Origin of the sequence: Sphingobium amiense, assembly GCF_003967075.1 — a bacterium.
Taxonomy (GTDB): Bacteria; Pseudomonadota; Alphaproteobacteria; order Sphingomonadales; family Sphingomonadaceae; genus Sphingobium; species Sphingobium amiense.
In genome coordinates this window covers 2769001-2789895 of sequence record NZ_AP018664.1, presented here as the reverse complement: position 1 = coordinate 2789895, position 20895 = coordinate 2769001, and the positions used below count along the sequence as shown (strand labels likewise).

The following is a 20895-nucleotide window of genomic DNA, read 5'->3' as shown; positions in this document are numbered from 1 at the left end:
TTTCTCCAAATCAATTGATTTGATACATATGCATCATGACAACGCCTGATGCCAATGGCTGGCTTGCACTCCTGCATCAATTGCCCGCCCGGCCGCCCTATGCACGCGTGAAAATCTGGCGGCGGCTGCAGGCGATGGGAGCCGTGCCGCTCAAGAACGCCGCGCATGTGCTGCCGCGCACGCCCAAAGCGGAGGTGGCGTTCCGCGCGCTGATGGAGGAAGTCAACGCCAGCGGCGGCGAAGCGACCCTGATCGACGCGCGGCTTCTTGCCGGGCAGAGCGACGATGATGTGCGGCAACTGTTCGACGCCGCCCGCGACGCGGACTATCGGGAGATCGTCGAGTCTTCACGTCAGCTTCTCGAGACCGGGCCTGTCAGCGGCGCGGAGATCGCGCGGCTGCAGAAGCGCATGGCTGACATCGAAGCGATCGACTTTTTCGGCGCGCCGGGCCAGCAGGCGGCACAGGCCGCGCTCGCCGATCTCGACCGCCAGCGTTACGCCCATCCCGACGTCGGCCGGGCAAACGCGCACCCACCGGAACAGCCGCTCAATCTCAAGAGGCGTATCTGGGTGACGCGCAGCGGCGTGCATGTCGATCGCATCGCCTGCGCCTGGGCGATCCGGCGGTTTATCGACGGCAAGGCCCGCTTTCGTTTCGTCGATGCACGGCATCACACGCCGCAACCCGACGAGCTGCGTTTCGATATGGCGGACGGCGAAATCACGCATGAAGAAGACCGGTGCAGCTTCGAAACGCTGCTGCTGCATGCGGAGCTGACCGGCGACGCGGCGCTCGTCGCCATCGGCGAGATCATCCATGACCTCGACATCGGCGACGGCAGGTTCGCGCGGCCCGAAGCGGCGGGGCTTGGCGCGATACTGTCTGGCATCTGCGCGTCGAGCGACGACGATCTCCAGCGCATCGCGATGGGAAGCGATGCGCTGAACCAGTTCCATGCCTATTTCAGCAGCAGGACCGCGACATGACCCGCCCGACACCCGATCATGGCATATCCTTCGCCGAAGCGGTGAAGACATGGGCGCAGATCGCGGCGCTCAGCTTCGGCGGGCCTGCGGGCCAGATCGCGGTCATGCACCGTATTCTCGTCGAGGAGAAAAAGTGGATCGGCGAGGGGCGTTTCCTGCATGCGCTCAACTATTGCATGCTGCTGCCCGGTCCGGAAGCGCAGCAACTGGCCATCTATATCGGCTGGCTGCTTCATAGGACGAAGGGCGGGCTGGTGGCGGGCGGCCTGTTCGTGCTGCCCGGCTTCCTTGCGATTCTGGCGCTGAGTTTTGTCTATGTCCTGCTCGGCCATGTGCCGCTGGTCGAAGGTCTGTTCTTCGGTCTCAAGGCGGCGGTGCTGGCGGTCGTGGCGCAGGCAGTGGTGCGCGTGGGATCGCGCGCCCTGCGCAACGGCGCGATGCGCGGCATCGCGGCAGCGGCGTTCGTCGCGATCTTCTTTCTGGGCGCGCCCTTCCCGCTGATCGTGCTGGCGGCGGGCCTCGCCGGCTATGCGGGCGGGCGGGCGGGGCTGGCGCAGTTTGGCGGGGCTGGCCATGGAGGGCATGGGCAGGGAGCGATTGTCCATGACCGCGACACGGCGCTGGGCGAAGGCCTGCCCGACCATGCGCGACCCGATCTGCGCTGGTCGCTGCGCATCTGCGGGACGCTGCTGCTGCTCTGGCTCGGTCCGGTGCTGGCGCTGTTCCTGACACTGGGCGATGAAGCGACCTTCTTCCGGATCGCCAGCTTCTTCAGCCAGATGGCGGTCGTGACCTTCGGCGGCGCCTATGCGGTGCTCGCCTATGTGGCGCAGCAGGCGGTGGAGGGCTTCGGCTGGCTGCGGCCCGGCGAGATGCTCGATGGTCTCGGCATGGCGGAAACCACGCCCGGACCGCTCATCATGGTGACGCAGTTCGTGGGCTTCCTGGCCGCCTATCGCGACGCGGGTGCGCTGACGCCGCTTCTGGCCGCGACACTGGGCGCGGTGCTGACGACATGGGTGACGTTCCTGCCCTGCTTCCTCTGGATTTTCGCGGGCGCCCCCTTTGTCGAGCGGCTGCGCGGCAACCGGGCGCTTTCGGCGGCACTCGGCGCGATCACCGCGGCGGTGGTCGGCGTCATCCTGAACCTCGCACTGTGGTTCGCGATCCATAGCCTGTTTCGGCAGGTACGACCTGTAACGATAGCGACGGGAACCATCGACCTGCCGGTCCTGTCCTCCATCGACCCGATTGCCGCCGCCCTGTCCGCCGCCGCGCTGGTTGCCGTGTTCCGGTTCCGGATGGGTGTGTTGCCGGTTTTAGCAGCCTGCGCTGTGGCCGGAGCGGCGATCCGGCTGGCAGTCTGAACTCCACGCCACATGGGATGGAGCGTGCGCTGGCACCCGGACGCGCTATCTTGTCGCGCCGTTTCAGGGATCGGCGGTCTTCGGCCTAACCGCCGATCCGCACCCCGATCCATAATGTGCGCGGTGTGCCGAGGTCGATCGACCCGCCCGCATTGCGCGTCACCACCCGCGCGTCGAAGATATTTTCGGCGCGGCCGATCAGGCTGACAGTTCGGCCGATGGGGAAGCGCGCGAAACCATCGACGGTGAGCGCGTCGGGCAGCGTATCGGTCTGCAGGTCGTCCTCATATTGACGTCCGACATAACGAACGGTCCCGGACAGCGAGAACACGTTTTCAACTGTCCACATCGCTGTCGCACTTGCCGAATGACGCGGCGACTGCGCGGGGGCAAGTCCGTCGAGCGCAGTGCCCGGCGCATCCACCTTGCTGTGGCTGTAGGCGTAGGATGCGCTGAGCGAGAGATGCGGGGTCAGAGCCGCGCTTGCCGTCAGTTCGATCCCGCGCGCAAGCACTGCGTCGACATTCTGCCGCTGTCGGGTGTTGGGTGCGACAGTCACGTTGGCGATGGCGTTGTCCAGCCGGTTGACGAAAAGGGTCGCCGCCAGATCCACGCCCTTCGCCGGATGAAGTTCCAGCCCGGCTTCCGCGCCTTTCAGCTTTTCGGGCTTGAGCGCCGCATTGGCCTGCGTCGTGATCGGGAAGACCACGAACGGACGGTAAAGCTCGTTCAGCGTCGGCAGGCGAAAGCCGCTATAGGCCGCGGCGCGAAGCGACAACGCCTCATTGACCCGATAAAGCGCGCCCGCCCGCCCGGAAAAGGCCCAGTCGGACCGGTCAGGGAAGTTGCTCGTGCTGGTCACGACGCCGGTCGGCCCCACGGACCTGAACGACGCATCGCTGATCGACCAGTGATCCGCCCGCGCGCCCGCCGTCAGCACCAGCCGCCCATCGAAGGCAGGGGGCGTCCAGTCATCCTCCACGAACAGGCCCGTGGTGACCTGCTTTCCTCCTGCGTGGCGCCGGGCGGTCAGCGGGTTGGCCGCGAGGTTCGCGTTATAGGCGTCCTCCATCATGTCGCCCTGGGCAAAGCGCGTGTCCGCCCCGATCCGCAGCACATGGTCCGCGCCGACAGGGGGGCGCAGTTCCAGCTTGCCGCCGATACCCGTGGACGGCGTATTGCGCTGATCCAGAGACTTGCGGAAGCTGGTGGCGGAAATGACGATGTTGGAGAAATTGCGCGCCTGAAGATAGGCAAGGGCGTCGACCTGCCACGGCCCGCGGCTGACAAGGCGGATGCTGGCATCCTGACCCTGGCTCATGCTGTCCGCGCCGCGAAAGCGCAGCGTCCGGCGATCCTCGAACAGCGTCGCGCGGAACTGGACTTCCGCACTGGCAGACAGCGGCGCGACGGCGCGCAGATTGGCCGACCAGCTTTCATAGGCGGCGGGCGTCGTTGCGCTCACCCGCTGGGATCGCGGCGTCGTCTGGAACCCGTCGCCGCGGTCCCAGCGTCCCGACAGGCTGGCATAGCCGTTGCCCAGATCCGGCGTGATGGACGCAGCTACTTCGGTGGCGTCCCGGCTACCGGTAAAGGCGCTGGCGGAGAAGGCGGGCAACGCGTCGCGCGTCGCGCTCGAAAGCTCGATCGTGCCTGCGACCGCGCCTGCTCCGAAGGGGCCGATCCCGCCGCCCCGCGTCACCCGCACCGATGACAGCCGGTCAGGCACGATGGCGCTGAACGGGATATAGCCGAAGAAGGGATCGGCCACCGGCACGCCGTCCAGGAGGACGAGCGTCCGGCTCGACGCGTTGCCGCCCAGCGCCCGCAGTGTTGCGCCCTGATTGGAGGGGTTGGACGAGCGGCTGTCCGACCGCCGGAACTGCTGGAACCCGGCCACATCGGCAAGGAGATTCTCGATCCGCCCCGGCGCATTGTCGACCAGCCGCGCCCGGTCGATCTCGACTGACCCATAAGCCGGAGCGCCCGGCGGCTGTCCAAGGCCGGTGCCGGTTACGATGATCGTGGGCGCGGGGCCGCCCGCATTGTCCTGCGCGTGAACGCTGCAGGGGGTTAGTAACGCAAGCGTAATCAAGGGCGCATGTTTCATGGCGCGGCCTTCTGCCTTCAAGGCGCGAGCTTGTCACTCCGTCCAAAGGATAAGCTGCATAATTTTCCCTGTCGGGACGGGAACCGCCACATTGTCCCCGCCGGTCCGCGCGGCTAGGGTTGCCCATGGCCGCTCCGCCTTCCCTCGACCGCCCCTCGCTGGTCCTCGCCGCGCTTTCCACCATTGTTGAATGGTATGATTTCACCCTGTTTCTCTATCTCGCGACAGTCATAGCGCGGCTCTTCTTCGTCGGGCACGATCCCGTGCTCGCGGCGCTGGCCGGCTTTGCCGTCGCCTATCTCATGCGACCGCTCGGTGCGATGGTGTTCGGTCATTTCGGTGACCGGCACGGACGCCGCACGACGCTGCTGGCGTCGATGACGCTGATGACGGCCGCGATGCTGGCGACGGCCCTGCTTCCGACCGCGGCGCAGATCGGTCCGTTGGCGGGCGTGCTGCTGATCCTCCTGCGCTGTATCATGGGTTTCGCCGTGGGCGGAGAATATACCGGCGTCGTCGCCTATATGCTGGAAGGCGCGCCGGTTCACAGGCGCGGCCTCGTCACCTCGCTGGCCGCCGCGACGAGCGAGGTGGGCGGTCTGCTGGCCGCCGGGATCAGCGCGCTGACCGTTTCGCTGCTGCCAGCGCCGGCGCTCGACAGTTGGGGGTGGCGGCTGCCTTTCCTTTTCGGCGCGCTGCTGGCCGGGCTGATCCTGATCGTGCGATCGTTCATGGCGGAATCACCCGCGTTCGAAGCGGCACGTGAAGCCGGGACCCTCTCCCGAAGACCGGTCGGCGAAGCGCTGGCGCACCATCGCGCCGGTATTATGCGTGGCTTCGTCATCTCCGCTTTGGGGTCGATCACCTATTATATCGGCATCACCTACCTGCCGGTGCATCTGGTGGCGCAGGGCGGCCTTTCCGAAGCACTCGCGTTACAGCTCGCTACCTTGGCCGCTGTCGCGGTGATCGTGGCGACCCCGTTCGCGGGCATCGCCGCCGACCGGTTCGGGCGGAGGCCGACCTTGGTCGTTCTGGCCATCCTTGCTGCGGCGCTGCCATATCCGGCGTTCAGACTGCTTGCTGGAGCGGATGCTCTCGCTGTCGTGGGGAGCGCGCTGGCGCTCGCCGCGCTGGCGGGAGGCGTTAGTGCCGTGGGCGCCGTCGCCACGGCTGAGCAATTCCCCGCGCGTGAACGCCTGAGCGGTCTCGCGCTGGGCGCTACGAGTGCAACAGCCCTGTTCGGCGGCCTGACGCCGTTGCTCGCCCAATGGGCCATCGGCCAAAGCGGCTCACCGGCGGCCCCCGGCATCATGATCGCGATTGTGGCGCTGGCCTGCCTTCCTGTGCTGTTTGCGCTTCCTGAGGGGCGGCTCGACGCTTGACGCGGCACGCCAGAGTGGTGGCTCGACGCGCGCGCCTTTTGCCCTTGCCTCATCCGCCTCCCCACGATAGGGAGCCGCCTTCCAGTGCGATGGAAAAGAAGCTGATTGAACCCGCTTCCAGCGAAAATCAGGTTCATGCGGAGCGGTGGCCGAGTGGTCGAAGGCGCTCGCCTGGAAAGTGAGTATACGTCAAAAGCGTATCGAGGGTTCGAATCCCTCCCGCTCCGCCAATTCACCATTTTGATCGCCGACAGCCTTCAACACCTTGAAGGGGAAGGATAATTCAGGGGTTCGAACACCCTCATTCCAGTCATAAACGACTGGGGTGTCCAAAGTCAGTTTTAGAACGATTCTCTTGTCCTCAAAGGTCCCATTCTTCCAAAGATTCCAAGGGTTTCCGATAAAATCAAAAGCGGTTCGAAAAGTCGCGTCGTAGTCTGGTAGAGCGGTCCCGCACTTCGCCGTTTTTTCCGCGATCACGAGTTTGTCGCGCTCCAGAATCTCAATCTCGCTCTCGTAGCGTTTGATGACCGTTGCGCTTTCAGAAGCCATGATACGGTCGAGCAGGCCAGCAATCTTTTTGTCCGCCGCAGCGGCTTGGATTCGAAGCGTGGCCTTCATCTCCTTCGCTTTGCCGCTCGCCTCATCCCAACGCTTCCGAAACAGCTTGGAGAATAGGTCGAAGAGCGCATCGCTTGGCTTGAGCTTCACAAGCAGCGACTCAAAAGCGTCCTCGACGATTTCACGCCGGACGGACTTGCCGAATTTCTCACAACCGCGATGGCGGCAGACATAGTATGGGAAACGCTTGCCGCTCCGCCCTGTACTGTAGTTGCTCGTCATCGGGTGATGGCAGCAGCCGCAGGTCACGACCCCGCGCATGGGGAAGTCGATGTGGACGTCGGCCCGCGCCGGGGCCATCGGCTTCCCGAACAAGCGTTCTTGGTTCTTCTCGAAGGTTTCGACAGAAATCAGTGCGGGGTGATGACCCTTGCGCGGTGACACGTCCCACTTCTTGCTCTGAATCAGTCCGCAGTAAAGCGGGTGTGTCAGGATGCGCTTGGCCTGTTGATTGGTAACATGCCCGTGGCGTGTTTTGGGGAACGCGGGATGCGCTTCAAGGAAGCGTTTGAATTCCGCCTGCGTACCCAAACGCCCGCTCGCGAAGGCCTCAAGACCCTCGGCGATGATCGAGGCAATCGGCTCTCGCCTTACCAGCACGCTCCCGCCCGCCGGGCTTTTCTCGTACACATAGCCGAGCGTTGGATTGTGGACGTAGAAACCCGACTGCATCCGCGCGCGCATCCGCGATGTCGCCTGCTGACCATTCTTCAACCGCTGATGCTGGGCGAGCGTGGCGGTCAAAGTTTCTAGAAAAACGCTGTCGGGGTCATCGTCGAAATCGTGGTTCGGCGATTCAATCGTTCCTCCGGCAAGGACGATCAGGTCTTTCAAATCGAAATGAGTACGCACTTCGCGCGCGAGACGGCTGGGGTCATCGACGATGACGACGATGCCCAGCTTGCGGTTCTTCCGCATGAACGCAATCATCTGATCGAAGCCGGGACGCTTGGCGAGCTTGCCCGACACGTCGTCCATGAAGACGGCAATCACTTCATGATTGCGATGGCCTGCATATTCCCGGCAACGAGTTTCCTGTGAGGCAAGACCATTACCCTCCCGGGCCTGCTTTTTGGTGCTAACCCGGCAATAAACAACAGCTTTTTGATCGGTTTTTCTCATGGCGCAAAATACCCCTTCGGGGTGTCGTCGATGTTGAGCGCGCCCTCCTCCCGGAGGTCAACAATTTCCGCATTCGCGGTCGCTGTCAGACTAGCATGGCGGCTATGCCCTTTGAAAGCATAGTTTGCCCGTGCAGAAAGGGACAATTGAAGCGGATGAAATCCAAAAGCCTGATCGACGAAAGATGTTGCTATCGAATCCAGATAGCGGATTATTTCGTCTTTTTCGGTATCCGGCAGATGAAGCTGGCTCATTGATGAGCGCAATTCTTCCATTTCGTCTGGCGTCAGAGGTTTCATCAAACCCGTCCCCGCCGCTACAGCGGCGCTCGATTGAGCATGGTCAGGTTGATCTACGAGCGCGTCATGGCGCTCGCGGGGGGATAATCGAAAGCCCCCTAGCCATTCCCCTAAATATTGGGCGTCCCTCACGCCCTTATCATTTTTGCCTTCGCTTCCGCTTTCAGCTTATTGTTACATCGTAACATCAAGGAAATGCAGGATGCAATTTTCCTGCGTGCTGCGACGCTTCATGCATCCGGCTGTATGCGATATAGTGCCAGCACGAATTCTATATGATCAGGAAGGGCCGTTACCGTCTGGCGCAGCGTCCACGCTTTTACCATCGAGCCATTGAGCTTGTCGTGCGGCACTGTTGCCTTATCGAGAATTTTCGAGGCTGGAATGCCAGTCCGCTCAATCTCGTGGCGAAGGGCGTAGAAATCCGCTCGACTGATCTTGCGATATCCGTCGCGTCGAGGTGATGGGTAATTCTCTCGCACTTCACGGGGCGACTTGTCAGGCTGGCCGGATAAATGACCGATGAGAAAATCCCAGTGATCGGCGCGCACCTTTCGGACGCTTCCACGGCGTAGCGCCACCAGAACGCCAAGCGTCAAACCTGCCGGAGCCGTATCATGCCTTGCAAGACCTTCGACGGATTGGCCTGATCGCGTCAGTTCATGCCTGAAGCGCACAACCATGTCGGATGTGACGTCGATACGATGCTCATCGCGCCCTCGCGGACCACTCTTGGATTTATGCGCTATTCCGTCCGGGCAATCCGTTGCCGATGGAAGAGCTGCCAACACGGCACAGACAAATTTCAGATGATCGACACGCGCCGAAGGTGATGCGCGCAACCATCCATTGACGGTTCGGGCATCAAGACCGGATGGCAGATCGCGCAGTCCCTTGAACAGCAGGCGCGCAGATAGCCCGGTGCGTTGAAATTCGGTTTTCAACGCCCTTCTGATGGGCTTCGTCAGGTCAATGGTGTCCGCATCGCTAGAATAGCTTTGCAGGGCAATCAGGTTTTCGACGGTCACGTGAAAGGATACATCGGGATAGATAAAATTTTAGATAAATTTGCCGCAAATTGTAGGTAAAAATAATAATGCCTTATTCATAACCCGCTATTCTGTGTCGCATGACAGTTACACCTGAACAGCAAGGCCGGAATAATAACAGAAGCGATGCTTCGGCTGCAAATTTGTTCGAAGGCGGCGCGCTTAGATTCATGGATCGCGTAGGCGATGCGATGACAAAGCGTTTCGACGAAATGTACTCGTCAGAGAATTTGCACAAGATGATGGATAAGGCGCTGGAAAATCTTCCGCCCGAAATCCGCGAAGGGTTAAGTCAGCTCTTCAACGCTTTGAGTGGCGCGCTCTCGGGCAACGATCCGGCGAAAAGCCAGGAATATGAAACCATCAAGGAAGTGTACGGCACGGGCGGAACCGATAATGAAGCCGTGCGCATGGCGTCCAATTTTGCTCAGCGCGATGACGCCCAGTTCGCAGCAGCCGTAACCATCGGCAACGGCAGCGGCGCGATCACGGAAGTGAACGGAATTCAGTATGTGAACGGCAAGCCGATCAACGACAGCGACGACGACGACGCTGAGGCTCTTCAGGAAATGGCCGACGAGATGGAGCGTCAACGCAAGTGGTCGGAAGAGACTCACCGCTTCGGCGACGTGGAGATGTCCGGCGAAGAGTGGGAAGAATTAAGCGAACAGCTCTCCGGGAACACGCCGTTGCGTAAGCGGATGATCGAAAGATTGATGGCGCAGGGACAATCCCAGAAACAAGCCGAAGAGACCGTCGATAAGGCGGCTGAAGTTTCGCACATCATGAATGTACCGGAATCCCAGCGCACCCCAGAGCAGCGACAGATTTTGACCGAGGCTGAGAAAAAGCCGGGCGTCGCACAGGTGATAAAATGGGGTGCTGAAGCCCGCAGTAATGAGGTCTCCAGAGACGAAAGTTATGCGCCTATGGAAGCTGACAGAAATGTTTCCGTTCGAAACAGGACCGACGCATTCGCCTCTGATATTGATCAGTCAGGTTCAGGAACGAAAATTTTGAATTCCAACGATGGCACAACGCGTACATTTGCCTCCGCACCAGATTTGACAGCGGTCTACACAAAGGCTGTAGCTGCAACCGAGCCGCTTGAGCGCGGCCCGCAGCAAATTGCAGCGGCGAGCGTTAAGCCGCCAGCGCCAGCCGCAAACATGAGTGGTTTGGACGTTTAATTCCCGCCGGGAGCGATACCGCGCACATCGAGGGAGGCCAAAGCGGTGCCGCGAGCGCGTTCAAGTCCGGCAGGCGTATAGTCCAGCGTACCCAGACGAACGAGTAATAGCGGTTCACCATCCGCCTTGCGGGCATAGATTGCACCGACGCGTGCAGGTACATTTCCGGTAAGCACCATTGGAAGACCGATGCGCTCAGTTCCGTCCTTTGCGCGGTGAACCGTATCAGCGACGACCATTGGGCGCGCTCCTACCTTTGCGTCCGCTCGCAGCATATCGTCGATCCTGCCCCCGAGAAGTGCCTGTTGTGGAATTTCCGACCGTGCGGCATCAAAGATGCGGACATTCGTCAGTTTGGCTGCGACGCACATGCTTGTTGAAGTCTGAGAGCGGGAACGGTCGCCTTCGAGCTGGTAGCCGACTGATCCATCGGCGTTTGAGGTCACGGCGTTCGCATATTCATCGACGGCTAGACCGCCATCTCTCTGAGCGTCGTTACGGAGTGAAAGGCGGTCGCCAATAATCATGGTGCGCTGGCCTTCGGCTTTCAGTGCGGCGTTCATTTCCGCCATCGGCAGACACTGCTTTGCGTCCATCGCCATCGCGGGCGCAGAACATGCCATAGCCGCAGCCATCGTTGCACCAAATGCTGAACGCAGAACCGTTGATCTTTTCATCTTAGCCTCGAAATATTGATCGTCCAATCACACCATCTGGCCCGTCAATTCTCGGCTTTGTCTGCTGGCTTGAGCCAGTCTCTAATCCCATCGTTTATGGGACTGGCGGCAACCGCCGCCTTCTCCGCCCCATGAAACGACCGCAAAGCCGCTTTTCCTTGGAAAAAGAGATACCACGTATCGAAATAGAAAAGAAGAAAATTCGATCCCATAAACGATGGCTCCCGAGACCAAGCCTGACCCCGTAAGCCATGACCGCCAGAGAGTTAACGCCCGCCGGGGCCGAACCCGGTCGCCTGATAGGCTATGCCCGTGTCAGCACCCAAGACCAGAACCCGGCTCTCCAGCATGACGCCCTGCTGGCGGCAGGGTGCCACGCCGTCTATGAGGACCGGATTTCCGGTGTTGATTTCCACTGAGAGTTGACCCGGGATTTTCATCGAGAAGTGACCCGGTTGGAAGGTATGTCCCGCTATGCGGGTGGTGGGTCAAGCGGGTTATTTTTCCTTTCGTGATTTGGGGTCCGCGGCGCTGGCCCTGAACCGAAAGCTGTCATTGCCGGTCTCGAGGATGTGACAGTGGTGGGTGAGCCGGTCCAGCAGAGCCGTTGTCATCTTGGCATCACCGAACACGCCAGCCCATTCGCTGAAGCTGAGGTTGGTGGTGATGACGACGCTGGTGCGCTCGTAAAGCTTGCTCAGCAGGTGGAACAGCAGCGCGCCGCCTGACGGGCTGAACGGCAAGTATCCGAGCTCGTCGAGGATGACGAGGTCGAGGCGCAGGAGCCGTTCGGACAGTTGGCCTGCCTTGTTCATGGCCTTTTCCTGTTCCAGCGCGTTGACCAGGTCGACGGTGGCGAAGAAGCGGACCTTCTTGCGGTGATGCTCGACCGCCTGGACGCCAAGTGCGGTGGCGACGTGCGTCTTGCCGGTGCCGGGGCCACCGATCAGGACGACGTTATGGGCGCCATCGATAAACTCGCCGCGATGCAACTGGCGGACCATGGCTTCGTTGACCTCGCTGGAAGCGAAGTCGAAGCCGGCCAGGTCCTTGTAGGCCGGGAACCGGGCCGCCTTGATCTGGTAGGCGATGGACCGAACCTCGCGCTCGGCCATCTCGGCCTTGAGCAACTGGGAGAGGATGGGGATGGCCGCATCGAAGGCGGGTGCCCCCTGCTCGATGAGGTCAGCGACGGCCTGGGCCATGCCGTACATCTTGAGGGAGCGCAGCATGACCATGACGGCGGCGCTGGCGGGATCATGACGCATGACGCAGATCCTTCCCGCGCAGCGTATCATAGCGCGCGACATTGGCCTTCGGCTCCCGGCGCAGGCTCAACGCCTGTGGGGTATCGATGGCGGCGATGCTGGTTGGCTTGCCGTCGAGCAGCCGGTGGAGGATGTTGAGGATATGGGTCTTGGTCGGCACGCCAGCTTCCAGCGCCAGTTCGACGGAACAGAGCACCGCCTGCTCATCATGTTGCAGGACCAGCGCGAGGATCTCCACCATCTCCCGGTCACCGCCGGGGCGCTTGAGCAGGAAGCCCTGCAACTGCCGGAAGGCCTCGGGCATCTCGGCAAAGGGCGCGCCGTTGCGCAGGGCGCCAGGCTTGCGCTGGATCACCGCCAGGTAATGCCGCCAGTCATAGATGGTCCGCCCTGGCTGGTCATGGGACCGCTCGATGATCCGGCCATGCTCGCACAGGACCTGGCCCTCGGCGGCGATGACGAGCCGGTCAGGGTAGACCCGCAGGCTCACCGGCCGGTTGGCGAAAGAGGCTGGCACGCTGTAGCGATTGCGCTCGAAGGAGACCAGGCAGGTCGGCGATACCCGCTTGGTGTGCTCGACGAAGCCATCGAAGGGCCGGCCCAGCGGCATCAGACTGGCGACCTCTTCGGCATGCACATCGGCGATGGTGCCGGGCAGGACGCCATGCTGGATCTGACCCCATTGCGCGATGCACTGCTCCTCGAGCCAGACGTTGAGCGCATCGATGTCGGGGAAGCTGGGCATGGGTTGCCACAGCCGGCGCCGTGCATCCTGCACGTTCTTCTCGACCTGTCCCTTCTCCCAACCGGAAGCCGGGTTACAGAACTCGGGCTCGAACAGGTAATGACTGGCCATCGCGGCAAAGCGCGCGTTGACCTGCCGAGCCTTGCCCGTGCCGATCCGATCAACCGCGGTCTTCATGTTGTCGAAAATCCCGCGCTGCGGCACGCCGCCCAGCACCCGGAAGGCCTGGGTCAGAGCGTCGAACAGCATCTCGTGAGTCTGGAGCAGATAAGCTCGGACGGTGAAGGCGCGGCTGTGTGACAGCTTGGTGTGCGCCACCTGCAGCTTGGTCTGCTTGCCGCCCAGCAAGGCCCAGTCCTCGCTCCAGTCGAACTGGAACGCCTCGCCCGGCGCAAAGACCAGCGGCACGAACGTGCCGCGACCACTGGTCTGCTGCTCGCGCTGACGATCGGCCTTCCAGGTCCGCACGAAGGCCGCAACGCGCCCGTATGAGCCGTTATAGCCCAGGACCACGAGATCGGCGTGCATCTGCTTCGCCGTGCGCCGCTGCTTGCGCGACTTGCCAGCCTCGATCCGCAGCCAGCCTGACAGCTTCTCCGCATACGGGTCCAGCTTGCTCGGCCGCTCGGGAACCTTGAACTGCGGCTCTACCGTGTCCGCCCGCAGGTACTTGCGGATCGTGTTGCGCGACAAACCAGTGCGCCGCTCGATCTCCCGGATCGGAACCTGCTGCCGGAAATGCCAGCGCCGGATTACACTCAATAACGCCATGTCGATCACTCCTGAATCCTCCGACCAATCAGCCAGAGGGAAGTCAAAACATGGGTCACTTCTCAGTGGAAACTTATGCCCCTCCCGGGTCAACTCTCAGTGGAAATCAACAGTCCTGGTACTACCAGGCATCTTGGCAAGGGAGACGCTGCGCTCTCCCGTTGCATCCCTCTGGCCATTGGCGCATCACCGGCATTGAGCCGGATGACACGCCATCGGGGAGACTTCCGCTCTCCCCAAACAGAGATGCTTTCGCCCCTCTTGCCCCATCGACCAAACGGGCGTGCCTGCCCCTTGGAACCCAACCGCCTCCGGCGCGGCAAGGAGCGTTCCTGCTCCCTTGACCCATGCCCATGGCGTGTGCCGCCCGTGGACCCTGCACGATGGTTTCGCCCATCGAGACGACCAATCCCGCGCCGATTGGATGGCGTCAGAGCATCCGTTCTCTGGACGGCAGTCGCAAAAATTGGGGACTATCGCCTAAGGTCACTAGCCTGCACATTCGGTTTTGGATAACAATTGAACAAAGCGCGAACCTGGAGGAAATTATGAGTTTCGAGCCTGGCGATGTAGTTCGACTAAAATCAGGCGGCCCTCTAATGACTGTCGAGCAGGTAGGCACGGCTGCAATGACCGGTGAGGACACCGTTTGGTGCGTCTGGTTTGAGAAGATCGGAAACCGCCAAGCCAGACAAGAGGCCACGTTCCGACCATCCTCTTTGGAAAAGCGGTCTCCGTCATATGGCGGTAGCTTCAGCGTTTCGAGGGCTTGAGCATGTTGCGCGCAGCCTTCTTCGGAATTGACCGGCATCGCGACCCATATGTGGGAGACCTCACCGGTGCCGCGCGTGACGCAACCGCACTTTGGGCGATCATGTCGGATTCCATCGATGGTCTCGATGCGCAACTCATCACCAACGAGGATGCCACGCTGGAGGCAATGCGCGCAGCGCTTGATGCAACCTTAGCATCAGCCGACGAAACGGACGTCGTGATCCTCGGCTTCGCAGGTCACGGGACGCCCGACCATCGGCTTGTTCTCCACGATACTGACGTAGATAATCTTCCTGGCACGACGTTCGGTATGGACGAATTGGCGCAACGATTTCGCGATACTAGGGCGCGCGCTGTTATCCTGTTGCTTGATTGCTGTTTCAGCGGCGGCGCGCCAGCCCGTGTCCTCGACGTTGGACTCGTGCCAAGAAATGCGATCGCCTTTCCCTTGGTTGATGTTGCCGGACAAGGCCGCATCCTTTTCGCAGCTTCGTCGGCTCAGCAGGAGGCGCTCGAAGATCCGCAAACCCGGCACGGTTTGTTCACCAAAGCCGTCATTGACACACTGCTCGCGGCGGATGCACCGCTCGGCGTTCTTGAGTTGGTTGATCGCGTCACTCGTCTAGTCGGAGCCAATGCCGGACGCTTTGGATACGAGCAATCGCCTACCATGTTCGGTCAGACCCAAGGCGACTTTATGCTACCGCCGGGCCGTGTGGGTGAACGCTATAGAGCAGCCTTCCCTGAGTACAATGCTCTTCAGACTACCGGTGATATCCGGGAATTGAGCCAAGTAGGCATTCCGCAAGAAGCAATTGACGCTTGGCATGAACGTTTCCCCGCTGGCTTGAATGCTTTGCAAATCGCCGCAGTCAACGAAAGAGGCGTGCTGGGCGGCAACTCGCTGATGGTTATTGCGCCTACAAGCGCAGGCAAAACCTTCGTGGGCGAACTGGCCGCGTTAAAGGCCATCGCAGATGGCAGAAAAGCTGTCTTCTTATTACCCTATAAAGCGCTCGTGAATGAGAAGTTTGAAGATTTTTCTGCACTCTATGGAGAGCGGCTTGGCCTACGGATCGCGCGATGCAGTGGCGATTGGCAAGATCAAGTAGGCGAAGTTCTGCGTGGTAAATACGACATCGCCTTCTTCACTTACGAGAAATTTTTGAGCCTTTCGGTTTCTTCGTCGCACATTCTTAATCAGATTGGCCTTGTAGTTCTTGATGAGGCGCAGTTCATCACTGAACCCGGCCGTGGCATGGTAGTAGAGCTTCTACTTACCAGCTTGGTTAGCGCGCGCCAGCGTGGCGTATGTCCGCAACTCATCACATTGAGTGCGGTTATTGGCCATGCCAACAGTTTTGATCGCTGGCTTGATTGCGCCCTGCTTCAAACCGACGAGCGACCTGTTCCCTTGGTTGAAGGAGTGATGGACCGCACCGGAGCATTCACCAAAATGGGGCCGAACGGTGCTGAAACGATTCAGATGATCGAACGCCATCGGGTTCAGCAACGTAGGACAAGGCCATCCTCACAAGACGTGATTGTTCCGCTCGTCCAGCACCTTGTGGAAGCGGGCGAAAAGGTCATTGTGTTCCGAAATGCGCGCGGTCCTGCAAGCGGCTGCGCCGAATATCTTGCCAACGAACTTGGCTTGGAACCCGCGTTGGATGTTCTGGACGCCTTACCAGAAGGCGATCCGTCTGCAATGTCGGACAGCCTACGCCGCGCCCTTGCGGGCGGAGTAGCCTTCCATAACGGCGACCTGACACGTGACGAACGCGTTGCCGTCGAGCGAGGTTTTCGTAGCCTGAACGGCAATATCAAGGTTCTTGTCGCGACCAGCACTGTTGCGGCTGGCGTCAACACTCCGGCCTCAACGGTCATCATCGCCGAGACAGATTTCCCAGGCCGCGAACGCATCCCCTATACAGTAGCGCAGTACAAGAACATGGCTGGGCGCGCGGGCCGACTAGGCTTTGAGGCTGAAGGAAAATCCATCCTGCTCGCCGAAACGCCGATGGAGCGGAACCAACTTTTTAGAAGATATGTCCAAGGCCAGCCGGAGGCGATTACGTCGTCTTTCAACCCCAATCAGCCAGGCACGTGGGTTATTCGCCTGCTTGCACAAGTTCGTGACGTTCCGCGTGAAGCGGTCATTGATCTTATCGCAAACACTTACGGCGGATATCTGGCCGCAATCCAAAATCCAGCTTGGCGCGATCATATGGCTGACTCGTTGGAGCGACTTCTGAACCGCATGATTGCGGACGGGCTAGTTGACGAAGAAGGCGATAGCCTCCGGCTCACAATGCTCGGACGGGCCTGCGGTGAATCGCCTCTAAGTCTGGAATCTGCAATGCGTTTAGTTGAGCTGCTGGGTCGCATCGACCCGACTGACGCATCGCTGGAAAACCTCTTGGTACTGGTCGAGTGTCTGCCGGAGCGCGACGAAGATTATACACCACAGAGCGGCAAGAATGGTGAGCCGCGCTGGCAACAAGAGGCTAGTGGGCGGTTCGGCTTCAACATTGGGCGCTCATTGGCCCATCGTGCAGAAAGCGATGTGGCATTCTATGCACGTTGCAAACGCGCCCTTATCGTGAGCGACTGGATAGCAGGCGAACCCACTACCGACATCGAGGCCCGATATTCGTCGAATGCGTTCTCGCGCGTGGGGCATGGCGACATCAGAGGATATGCGGATGGCTCGCGTTTTCTCTTAGATTCGGCATTACGTATTTCTGCCATCGTGCTTGGTCGGGCCGAGGATCAGGATGCGGCAGCCCTACTGATGACCAGGCTTGACCTTGGGCTTCCGGCTGACGCGCTTGCCATCTCTGCACTCGCATTTCCGCTGACACGTGGCGAAATTCTTGCGCTCTATCATGCTGGGCATCGCAACCAAGATGCCATCGCATTGCTCAATCCTGATCAGTTAACCGCGATCATTGGACGGCGCGGCGATGCGCTTCATCGAACGTTCCAACCAATTATAGCGGGCGCGGCGTGATAGAAAAAAATTGCGTGATTTTCTGCCATGGAAAAATAAAGCCAGCACTTGGATGATTGGCAGATAAAGGGAACATGATGTCTTTTGGTCTTGCACGGGAAAACACCGATCTCCTTTTTTGCAATGTAGATTGGTTTAGCGTCGAGCGTGGGCAGCAGGCCGCTCTTGAGAATGAGATTGACGCCTACCATGCTGAAAGGCTTCTCAATACGTCAGATGATGCTCTCATAGAGTATTTTAACTCTAAATATTCTATGGAAGTCCCAGAACTTCACACTGAAAATATCACCGCCGATCAAAGGGAAGTGAATATTGATGTCAGTCAGGATCATGGGCGATACATCCGCGATAGAAGCCGACCGTTCCATATCGCGGGGACCCAAATCGAAGTTGAAGTTCCATTTTCAGGGGATGGGCAGTTTTTTCGGGTCCAGCCTACAACGTTCTCTATGTCGCCGCCACGGGGACAGGTGCGCGGTAACAATCTGATACTTTCAATCCAAGGGACGAATCTTGCAGGCGAACAGGTCAGGAATCAAATCGATCGCACAATTGGCGAAATAGAAGCAAATCTTACGAACCTGCGAGCCTCCGCTTCCACGTTCAATGCCAGCATAGCTGGCCGTGTTCAGACACGTCTTTCAGGTCGAAAGGAAAAGTTACTTAGAGATCGAAACCTTGTTGCCAGTCTGGGTTTTGCGATGAAACCCCGCGACAATGCGGGTAGTACATACGCCAGCCCGCAAGTCCGGAAAAAGCTGCCACCTGTGCAGCCACCAGCCAGCAGTGCCCCCTACAAGCCGGAGCCAGCGCTGGCGGATGAGCAATACGAGAACATTCTGCAAATCATGTCAAACATGGTCCGCGTGATGGAATATAGCCCTTCCGCATTCGCTCATGCCGACGAGGAAGCAATACGCACTCACTTCCTGATGCAGCTCAATGGCCAGTATCAGGGACAGGCGACTGGCGAGACATTCAATTATGAGGGCAAAACCGATATCCTCATTAAGGACCAAGGCCGAAATATCTTTATCGCGGAATGTAAATTTTGGCGCGGTGAAAAGAATTATTCCGAAACGATAGACCAGCTTCTCGGCTACCTATCATGGCGCGACACGAAAGCGGCCGTCGTCGTCTTTAATCGCAACAAGGACTTTTCGGCGGTCTTAGCAAAGATAAAGGAGACTACCGAAGATCATCCCAATTGCAAGAAGCTCATTCGACAAAAGACGGAAACAAGCTGGCAATATCGTTTTACCCACCGCGACGATCCTAATCGCGAAATGGTCATTACGGTCATGGCGTTTGATGTTCCTCATGCTCATTAAGCAGAATGAACCATGAGCCGAAAAATGAACGATTTGGAGACCGATGACAGTCCCGCGCCAAAGGCTGGCGACCTCGTAAGTAATCTTGGCAATCCAATTCTCCTCAAGAACGTGAACATGGCTGGAGTAAGCGCGGAAGCGGCGCAAGGTGGCCAGAAAATCCAGATATGGACAAGGATGGCGCTTACCTCCGACCAAGACCTCTTCCAGAAGATCATCGCCAACATCGCTGGCGCTATTGAACATGCAGCCAACGCCGTTGGGGAATATCCAAGCTTGAGTCGGGCGCAGACCGTTTTCCTCGTGCTACGCCCTGATGACACTGGGGAGCTGTGGGTCGATAAAGCGGCGATGTGTACCTACAGCGCCCTCAAGCGGCCCGGTCCCATGGCGGCTGGCACGGTGCTTTTCGAGAATGATATCGCTGACATCACCGGGTTGTGGTTCCCGCTTGTAGAGGTTGGACCGAAAGACCGCATTCTTTGCATCATCCGCGAAGGATGGCGCTTCGCCTTGTATTTCGATTTCAATCCGGACGGGGACTTGGTGATTGAAGAGGCCAAGCGGGCGCTTGGCACGCTGTTCCGGCGCATGCGGTACGCCGACCTCTATGCGTCTCTAGCTCACGAGCCGACCTTCAAAAGCATGGTCGGAGTTGGCTGGTTCCCATTTCTTGAATTGGGTATCGCCGAAATCAGGACTCTTCTGGGCATGATCGAAGCGGAGTTCGCGCTGAATGAGGCGGAGCAAAATCTCATATCCGCGTTCGATGAGACCCGGCTGGAGCGAATGTTCTCGCGCTGGATGGAGCGGGCACACCTAAATGAACGGGAAGCGATCCTGCGACCAGCGATCAACGCATTCAAAAACTCCGAACCCGTCACCGTTATTAAAATCATCCTGAGCGAGATCGAGGGCGTGATGTCGGATGCCTATTATCAGGTGCATGGCGAAAGACCCTATCGTTCCAATAAGCTCCCCGATTTCATGATCGAACAGGCCGAGCTTCGAGCAGGCGGCAAGGACACCCTGTTTTTCCCGGTAGAATTTGGGAAGTATCTCAAGGATTACACCTATGCCGATTTCAAAAAAGACGATGTTGGAACAGCAGGGTCACGCCATGCTGTCAGCCATGGCAGAGTGGCAGGCAACGAATACACCATGGCCAGAGCATTGCAGGCATTGCTGACGCTCGATCAATTGGCTTTCTATATGTAGCGCCCCGCCTTCAATTATGGGACAAAACCGCGAGGAGCGCGCTCTGCGTTGGCAGGCCTATCTTCCTAATCAGTTCGGTAGACCATTCTCCCGGTTCTCTTCATGGGGTTTTCCGCGAACGCGCCGCCGTTCAAGGCCGCTCGCTTCCTTCGTGCAGCTCCGCGCCGCTGGTGGCTGCGCCAGCCTTTGATCGGCGACTTCGCCGTCCGCTCGTCCTTCTCCCCACGAACCGAGGGAATGGTCCTTCGGACGACATGAAGGAGGATATCATGACCGACATCAACCAGAACCGTCCCGGCAATCAACCGAGCCACAGGCTCTACACCGTCAACGGCGATGGCGAAAACGCCCGCTGGACCGACATAGGTGTCGCCTTTGAAATCCGCGACCGCAAGGGCTTCACGCTCTGCCTGAATGCCTTGCCATTGAATGGCCGCGTGGTGATGCGCATTGCCGATACCAAGGACGACAAAAAGGGGCGCGCATAGCGCCCCTTTCACCGTCATCGCGGAGACGGGCCGCGAATGGCGATTTCGGCACGGATCATCGCGAGATGCGATTGCGCCGATGCGACGTGCGATTGCGCAGCACTGAGGCCGAGGCTGGCCTGCTGGAAAAGAGCTGCGAGCTGCGCATCGGTTTTCTTCGCCAGATCGTCTTTGATCATTTTGAACATGGATTCCTCCTGTTGTTTGCGCCGCCCCCGATGGGCCGCGTTGACGAGGCAGGAATCTGTGCGGTGAATGAGGTGCATTGCCCGTAATCGAAATGGACATGGAGAAGGCTGAACAACGCCTTGCACCAAACCAGTTCATCGACACGGATACACGACATCAATGGAAAGGCCCAACGGGGCGGACAGACGTCAGGCCGGAAAACTTGGAAGACCAAGCGACTGGCAAACCGCAAGCGGCTTGCCTTTCTTGCCGCAGGCAATCGGGTAAAACTCAGATTGGATAGAAACAT

General features: G+C 59.5%; 19 protein-coding genes and 1 tRNA gene. 11 read left to right on the top strand and 9 right to left on the bottom strand.

Features of this window, described 5'->3' with window-relative positions:
- Positions 1-35: 35 nt before the first annotated feature.
- On the top strand, positions 36-989 hold the full coding sequence (locus SAMIE_RS13470) for a chromate resistance protein ChrB domain-containing protein (RefSeq protein ID WP_066701674.1): 954 nt from the start codon (positions 36-38) through the stop codon (positions 987-989).
- Positions 986-2356 carry a chromate efflux transporter gene (gene chrA / locus SAMIE_RS13465; RefSeq protein ID WP_126516845.1) on the top strand — a complete coding sequence of 457 codons (1371 nt, stop codon included), beginning with the start codon at positions 986-988 and terminating at the stop codon, positions 2354-2356. Before SAMIE_RS13470 ends, chrA begins: the two co-directional genes overlap by 4 nt.
- An 85-nt stretch (positions 2357-2441) precedes the next feature.
- On the opposite strand, the gene SAMIE_RS13460 is transcribed toward chrA, so the two are convergent.
- Positions 2442-4466, bottom strand: a complete 2025-nt coding sequence (locus tag SAMIE_RS13460) for a TonB-dependent receptor plug domain-containing protein (RefSeq protein WP_066704107.1) — start codon at positions 4464-4466, stop codon at positions 2442-2444.
- A gap of 125 nt (positions 4467-4591) precedes the next feature.
- Between SAMIE_RS13460 and SAMIE_RS13455 the strand changes: the two genes are divergently transcribed.
- Both SAMIE_RS13455 and SAMIE_RS13450 read left to right on the top strand, forming a co-directional pair.
- Positions 4592-5851, top strand: a complete 1260-nt coding sequence (locus tag SAMIE_RS13455) for an MFS transporter (RefSeq protein WP_066704104.1) — start codon at positions 4592-4594, stop codon at positions 5849-5851.
- Between the two features lie 139 nt (positions 5852-5990).
- Positions 5991-6081, top strand: a tRNA-Ser gene (locus SAMIE_RS13450).
- On the opposite strand, the gene SAMIE_RS13445 is transcribed toward SAMIE_RS13450, so the two are convergent.
- From SAMIE_RS13445 to SAMIE_RS13435, 3 genes are all read right to left on the bottom strand, one after another.
- Positions 6041-7594 (bottom strand): recombinase family protein, encoded by a 1554-nt coding sequence (locus SAMIE_RS13445; RefSeq protein ID WP_083952643.1) that lies wholly within the window; start codon positions 7592-7594, stop codon positions 6041-6043. The two genes, SAMIE_RS13450 and SAMIE_RS13445, sit on opposite strands and share 41 nt — an antisense overlap.
- The gene (locus tag SAMIE_RS13440; protein ID WP_126516844.1) at positions 7591-7893 is read right to left on the bottom strand and encodes a hypothetical protein; all 303 of its coding nucleotides are present in this window, start codon (positions 7891-7893) and stop codon (positions 7591-7593) included. The genes SAMIE_RS13445 and SAMIE_RS13440 overlap by 4 nt, the downstream gene beginning before the upstream one ends.
- Before the next feature lie 230 nt (positions 7894-8123).
- Entirely contained in the window at positions 8124-8921 is a 798-nt protein-coding gene (locus tag SAMIE_RS13435) for a hypothetical protein (protein ID WP_126516843.1), read from the bottom strand.
- 101 nt (positions 8922-9022) lie between these two features.
- Between SAMIE_RS13435 and SAMIE_RS13430 the strand changes: the two genes are divergently transcribed.
- Positions 9023-10132 (top strand): hypothetical protein, encoded by a 1110-nt coding sequence (locus SAMIE_RS13430; protein ID WP_126516842.1) that lies wholly within the window; start codon positions 9023-9025, stop codon positions 10130-10132.
- Here SAMIE_RS13430 and SAMIE_RS13425 read toward each other — a convergent pair.
- Together SAMIE_RS13425 and SAMIE_RS23795 are read right to left on the bottom strand one after the other, a co-directional pair.
- Positions 10129-10836, bottom strand: a complete 708-nt coding sequence (locus SAMIE_RS13425; RefSeq protein ID WP_126516841.1) for a hypothetical protein — start codon at positions 10834-10836, stop codon at positions 10129-10131. The two genes, SAMIE_RS13430 and SAMIE_RS13425, sit on opposite strands and share 4 nt — an antisense overlap.
- A 17-nt stretch (positions 10837-10853) precedes the next feature.
- The gene (locus SAMIE_RS23795; protein ID WP_232037253.1) at positions 10854-11021 is read right to left on the bottom strand and encodes a hypothetical protein; all 168 of its coding nucleotides are present in this window, start codon (positions 11019-11021) and stop codon (positions 10854-10856) included.
- 39 nt (positions 11022-11060) lie between these two features.
- Here SAMIE_RS23795 and SAMIE_RS13420 point away from each other — a divergent pair, with 39 nt between their 5' ends.
- The gene (locus tag SAMIE_RS13420; protein ID WP_126516840.1) at positions 11061-11228 is read left to right on the top strand and encodes a recombinase family protein; all 168 of its coding nucleotides are present in this window, start codon (positions 11061-11063) and stop codon (positions 11226-11228) included.
- 78 nt (positions 11229-11306) lie between these two features.
- Here SAMIE_RS13420 and istB read toward each other — a convergent pair whose 3' ends face one another.
- On the bottom strand, positions 11307-12077 hold the full coding sequence (gene istB, locus SAMIE_RS13415; protein WP_066704332.1) for an IS21-like element helper ATPase IstB: 771 nt from the start codon (positions 12075-12077) through the stop codon (positions 11307-11309).
- On the bottom strand, positions 12067-13593 hold the full coding sequence (istA, locus tag SAMIE_RS13410; protein WP_066704330.1) for an IS21 family transposase: 1527 nt from the start codon (positions 13591-13593) through the stop codon (positions 12067-12069). Before istA ends, istB begins: the two co-directional genes overlap by 11 nt.
- Positions 13594-13940: 347 nt before the next feature.
- Between istA and SAMIE_RS24055 the strand changes: the two genes are divergently transcribed.
- The 5 genes from SAMIE_RS24055 (at position 13941) to SAMIE_RS13385 (ending at position 20417) form a co-directional block, all read left to right on the top strand.
- Positions 13941-14366 (top strand): YodC family protein, encoded by a 426-nt coding sequence (locus tag SAMIE_RS24055; RefSeq protein ID WP_332003047.1) that lies wholly within the window; start codon positions 13941-13943, stop codon positions 14364-14366.
- 2 nt (positions 14367-14368) lie between these two features.
- The gene (locus tag SAMIE_RS13400) at positions 14369-17380 is read left to right on the top strand and encodes a DEAD/DEAH box helicase (RefSeq protein ID WP_066703583.1); all 3012 of its coding nucleotides are present in this window, start codon (positions 14369-14371) and stop codon (positions 17378-17380) included.
- A gap of 74 nt (positions 17381-17454) precedes the next feature.
- Positions 17455-18711 carry a hypothetical protein gene (locus SAMIE_RS13395; RefSeq protein WP_197724638.1) on the top strand — a complete coding sequence of 419 codons (1257 nt, stop codon included), beginning with the start codon at positions 17455-17457 and terminating at the stop codon, positions 18709-18711.
- Between the two features lie 24 nt (positions 18712-18735).
- Positions 18736-19929, top strand: a complete 1194-nt coding sequence (locus SAMIE_RS13390; RefSeq protein ID WP_066703586.1) for a hypothetical protein — start codon at positions 18736-18738, stop codon at positions 19927-19929.
- Between the two features lie 269 nt (positions 19930-20198).
- Positions 20199-20417 (top strand): hypothetical protein, encoded by a 219-nt coding sequence (locus SAMIE_RS13385; RefSeq protein WP_066703627.1) that lies wholly within the window; start codon positions 20199-20201, stop codon positions 20415-20417.
- A gap of 14 nt (positions 20418-20431) precedes the next feature.
- On the opposite strand, the gene SAMIE_RS23415 is transcribed toward SAMIE_RS13385, so the two are convergent.
- Positions 20432-20605, bottom strand: a complete 174-nt coding sequence (locus tag SAMIE_RS23415; RefSeq protein WP_162849065.1) for a hypothetical protein — start codon at positions 20603-20605, stop codon at positions 20432-20434.
- Positions 20606-20895: the final 290 nt, after the last annotated feature.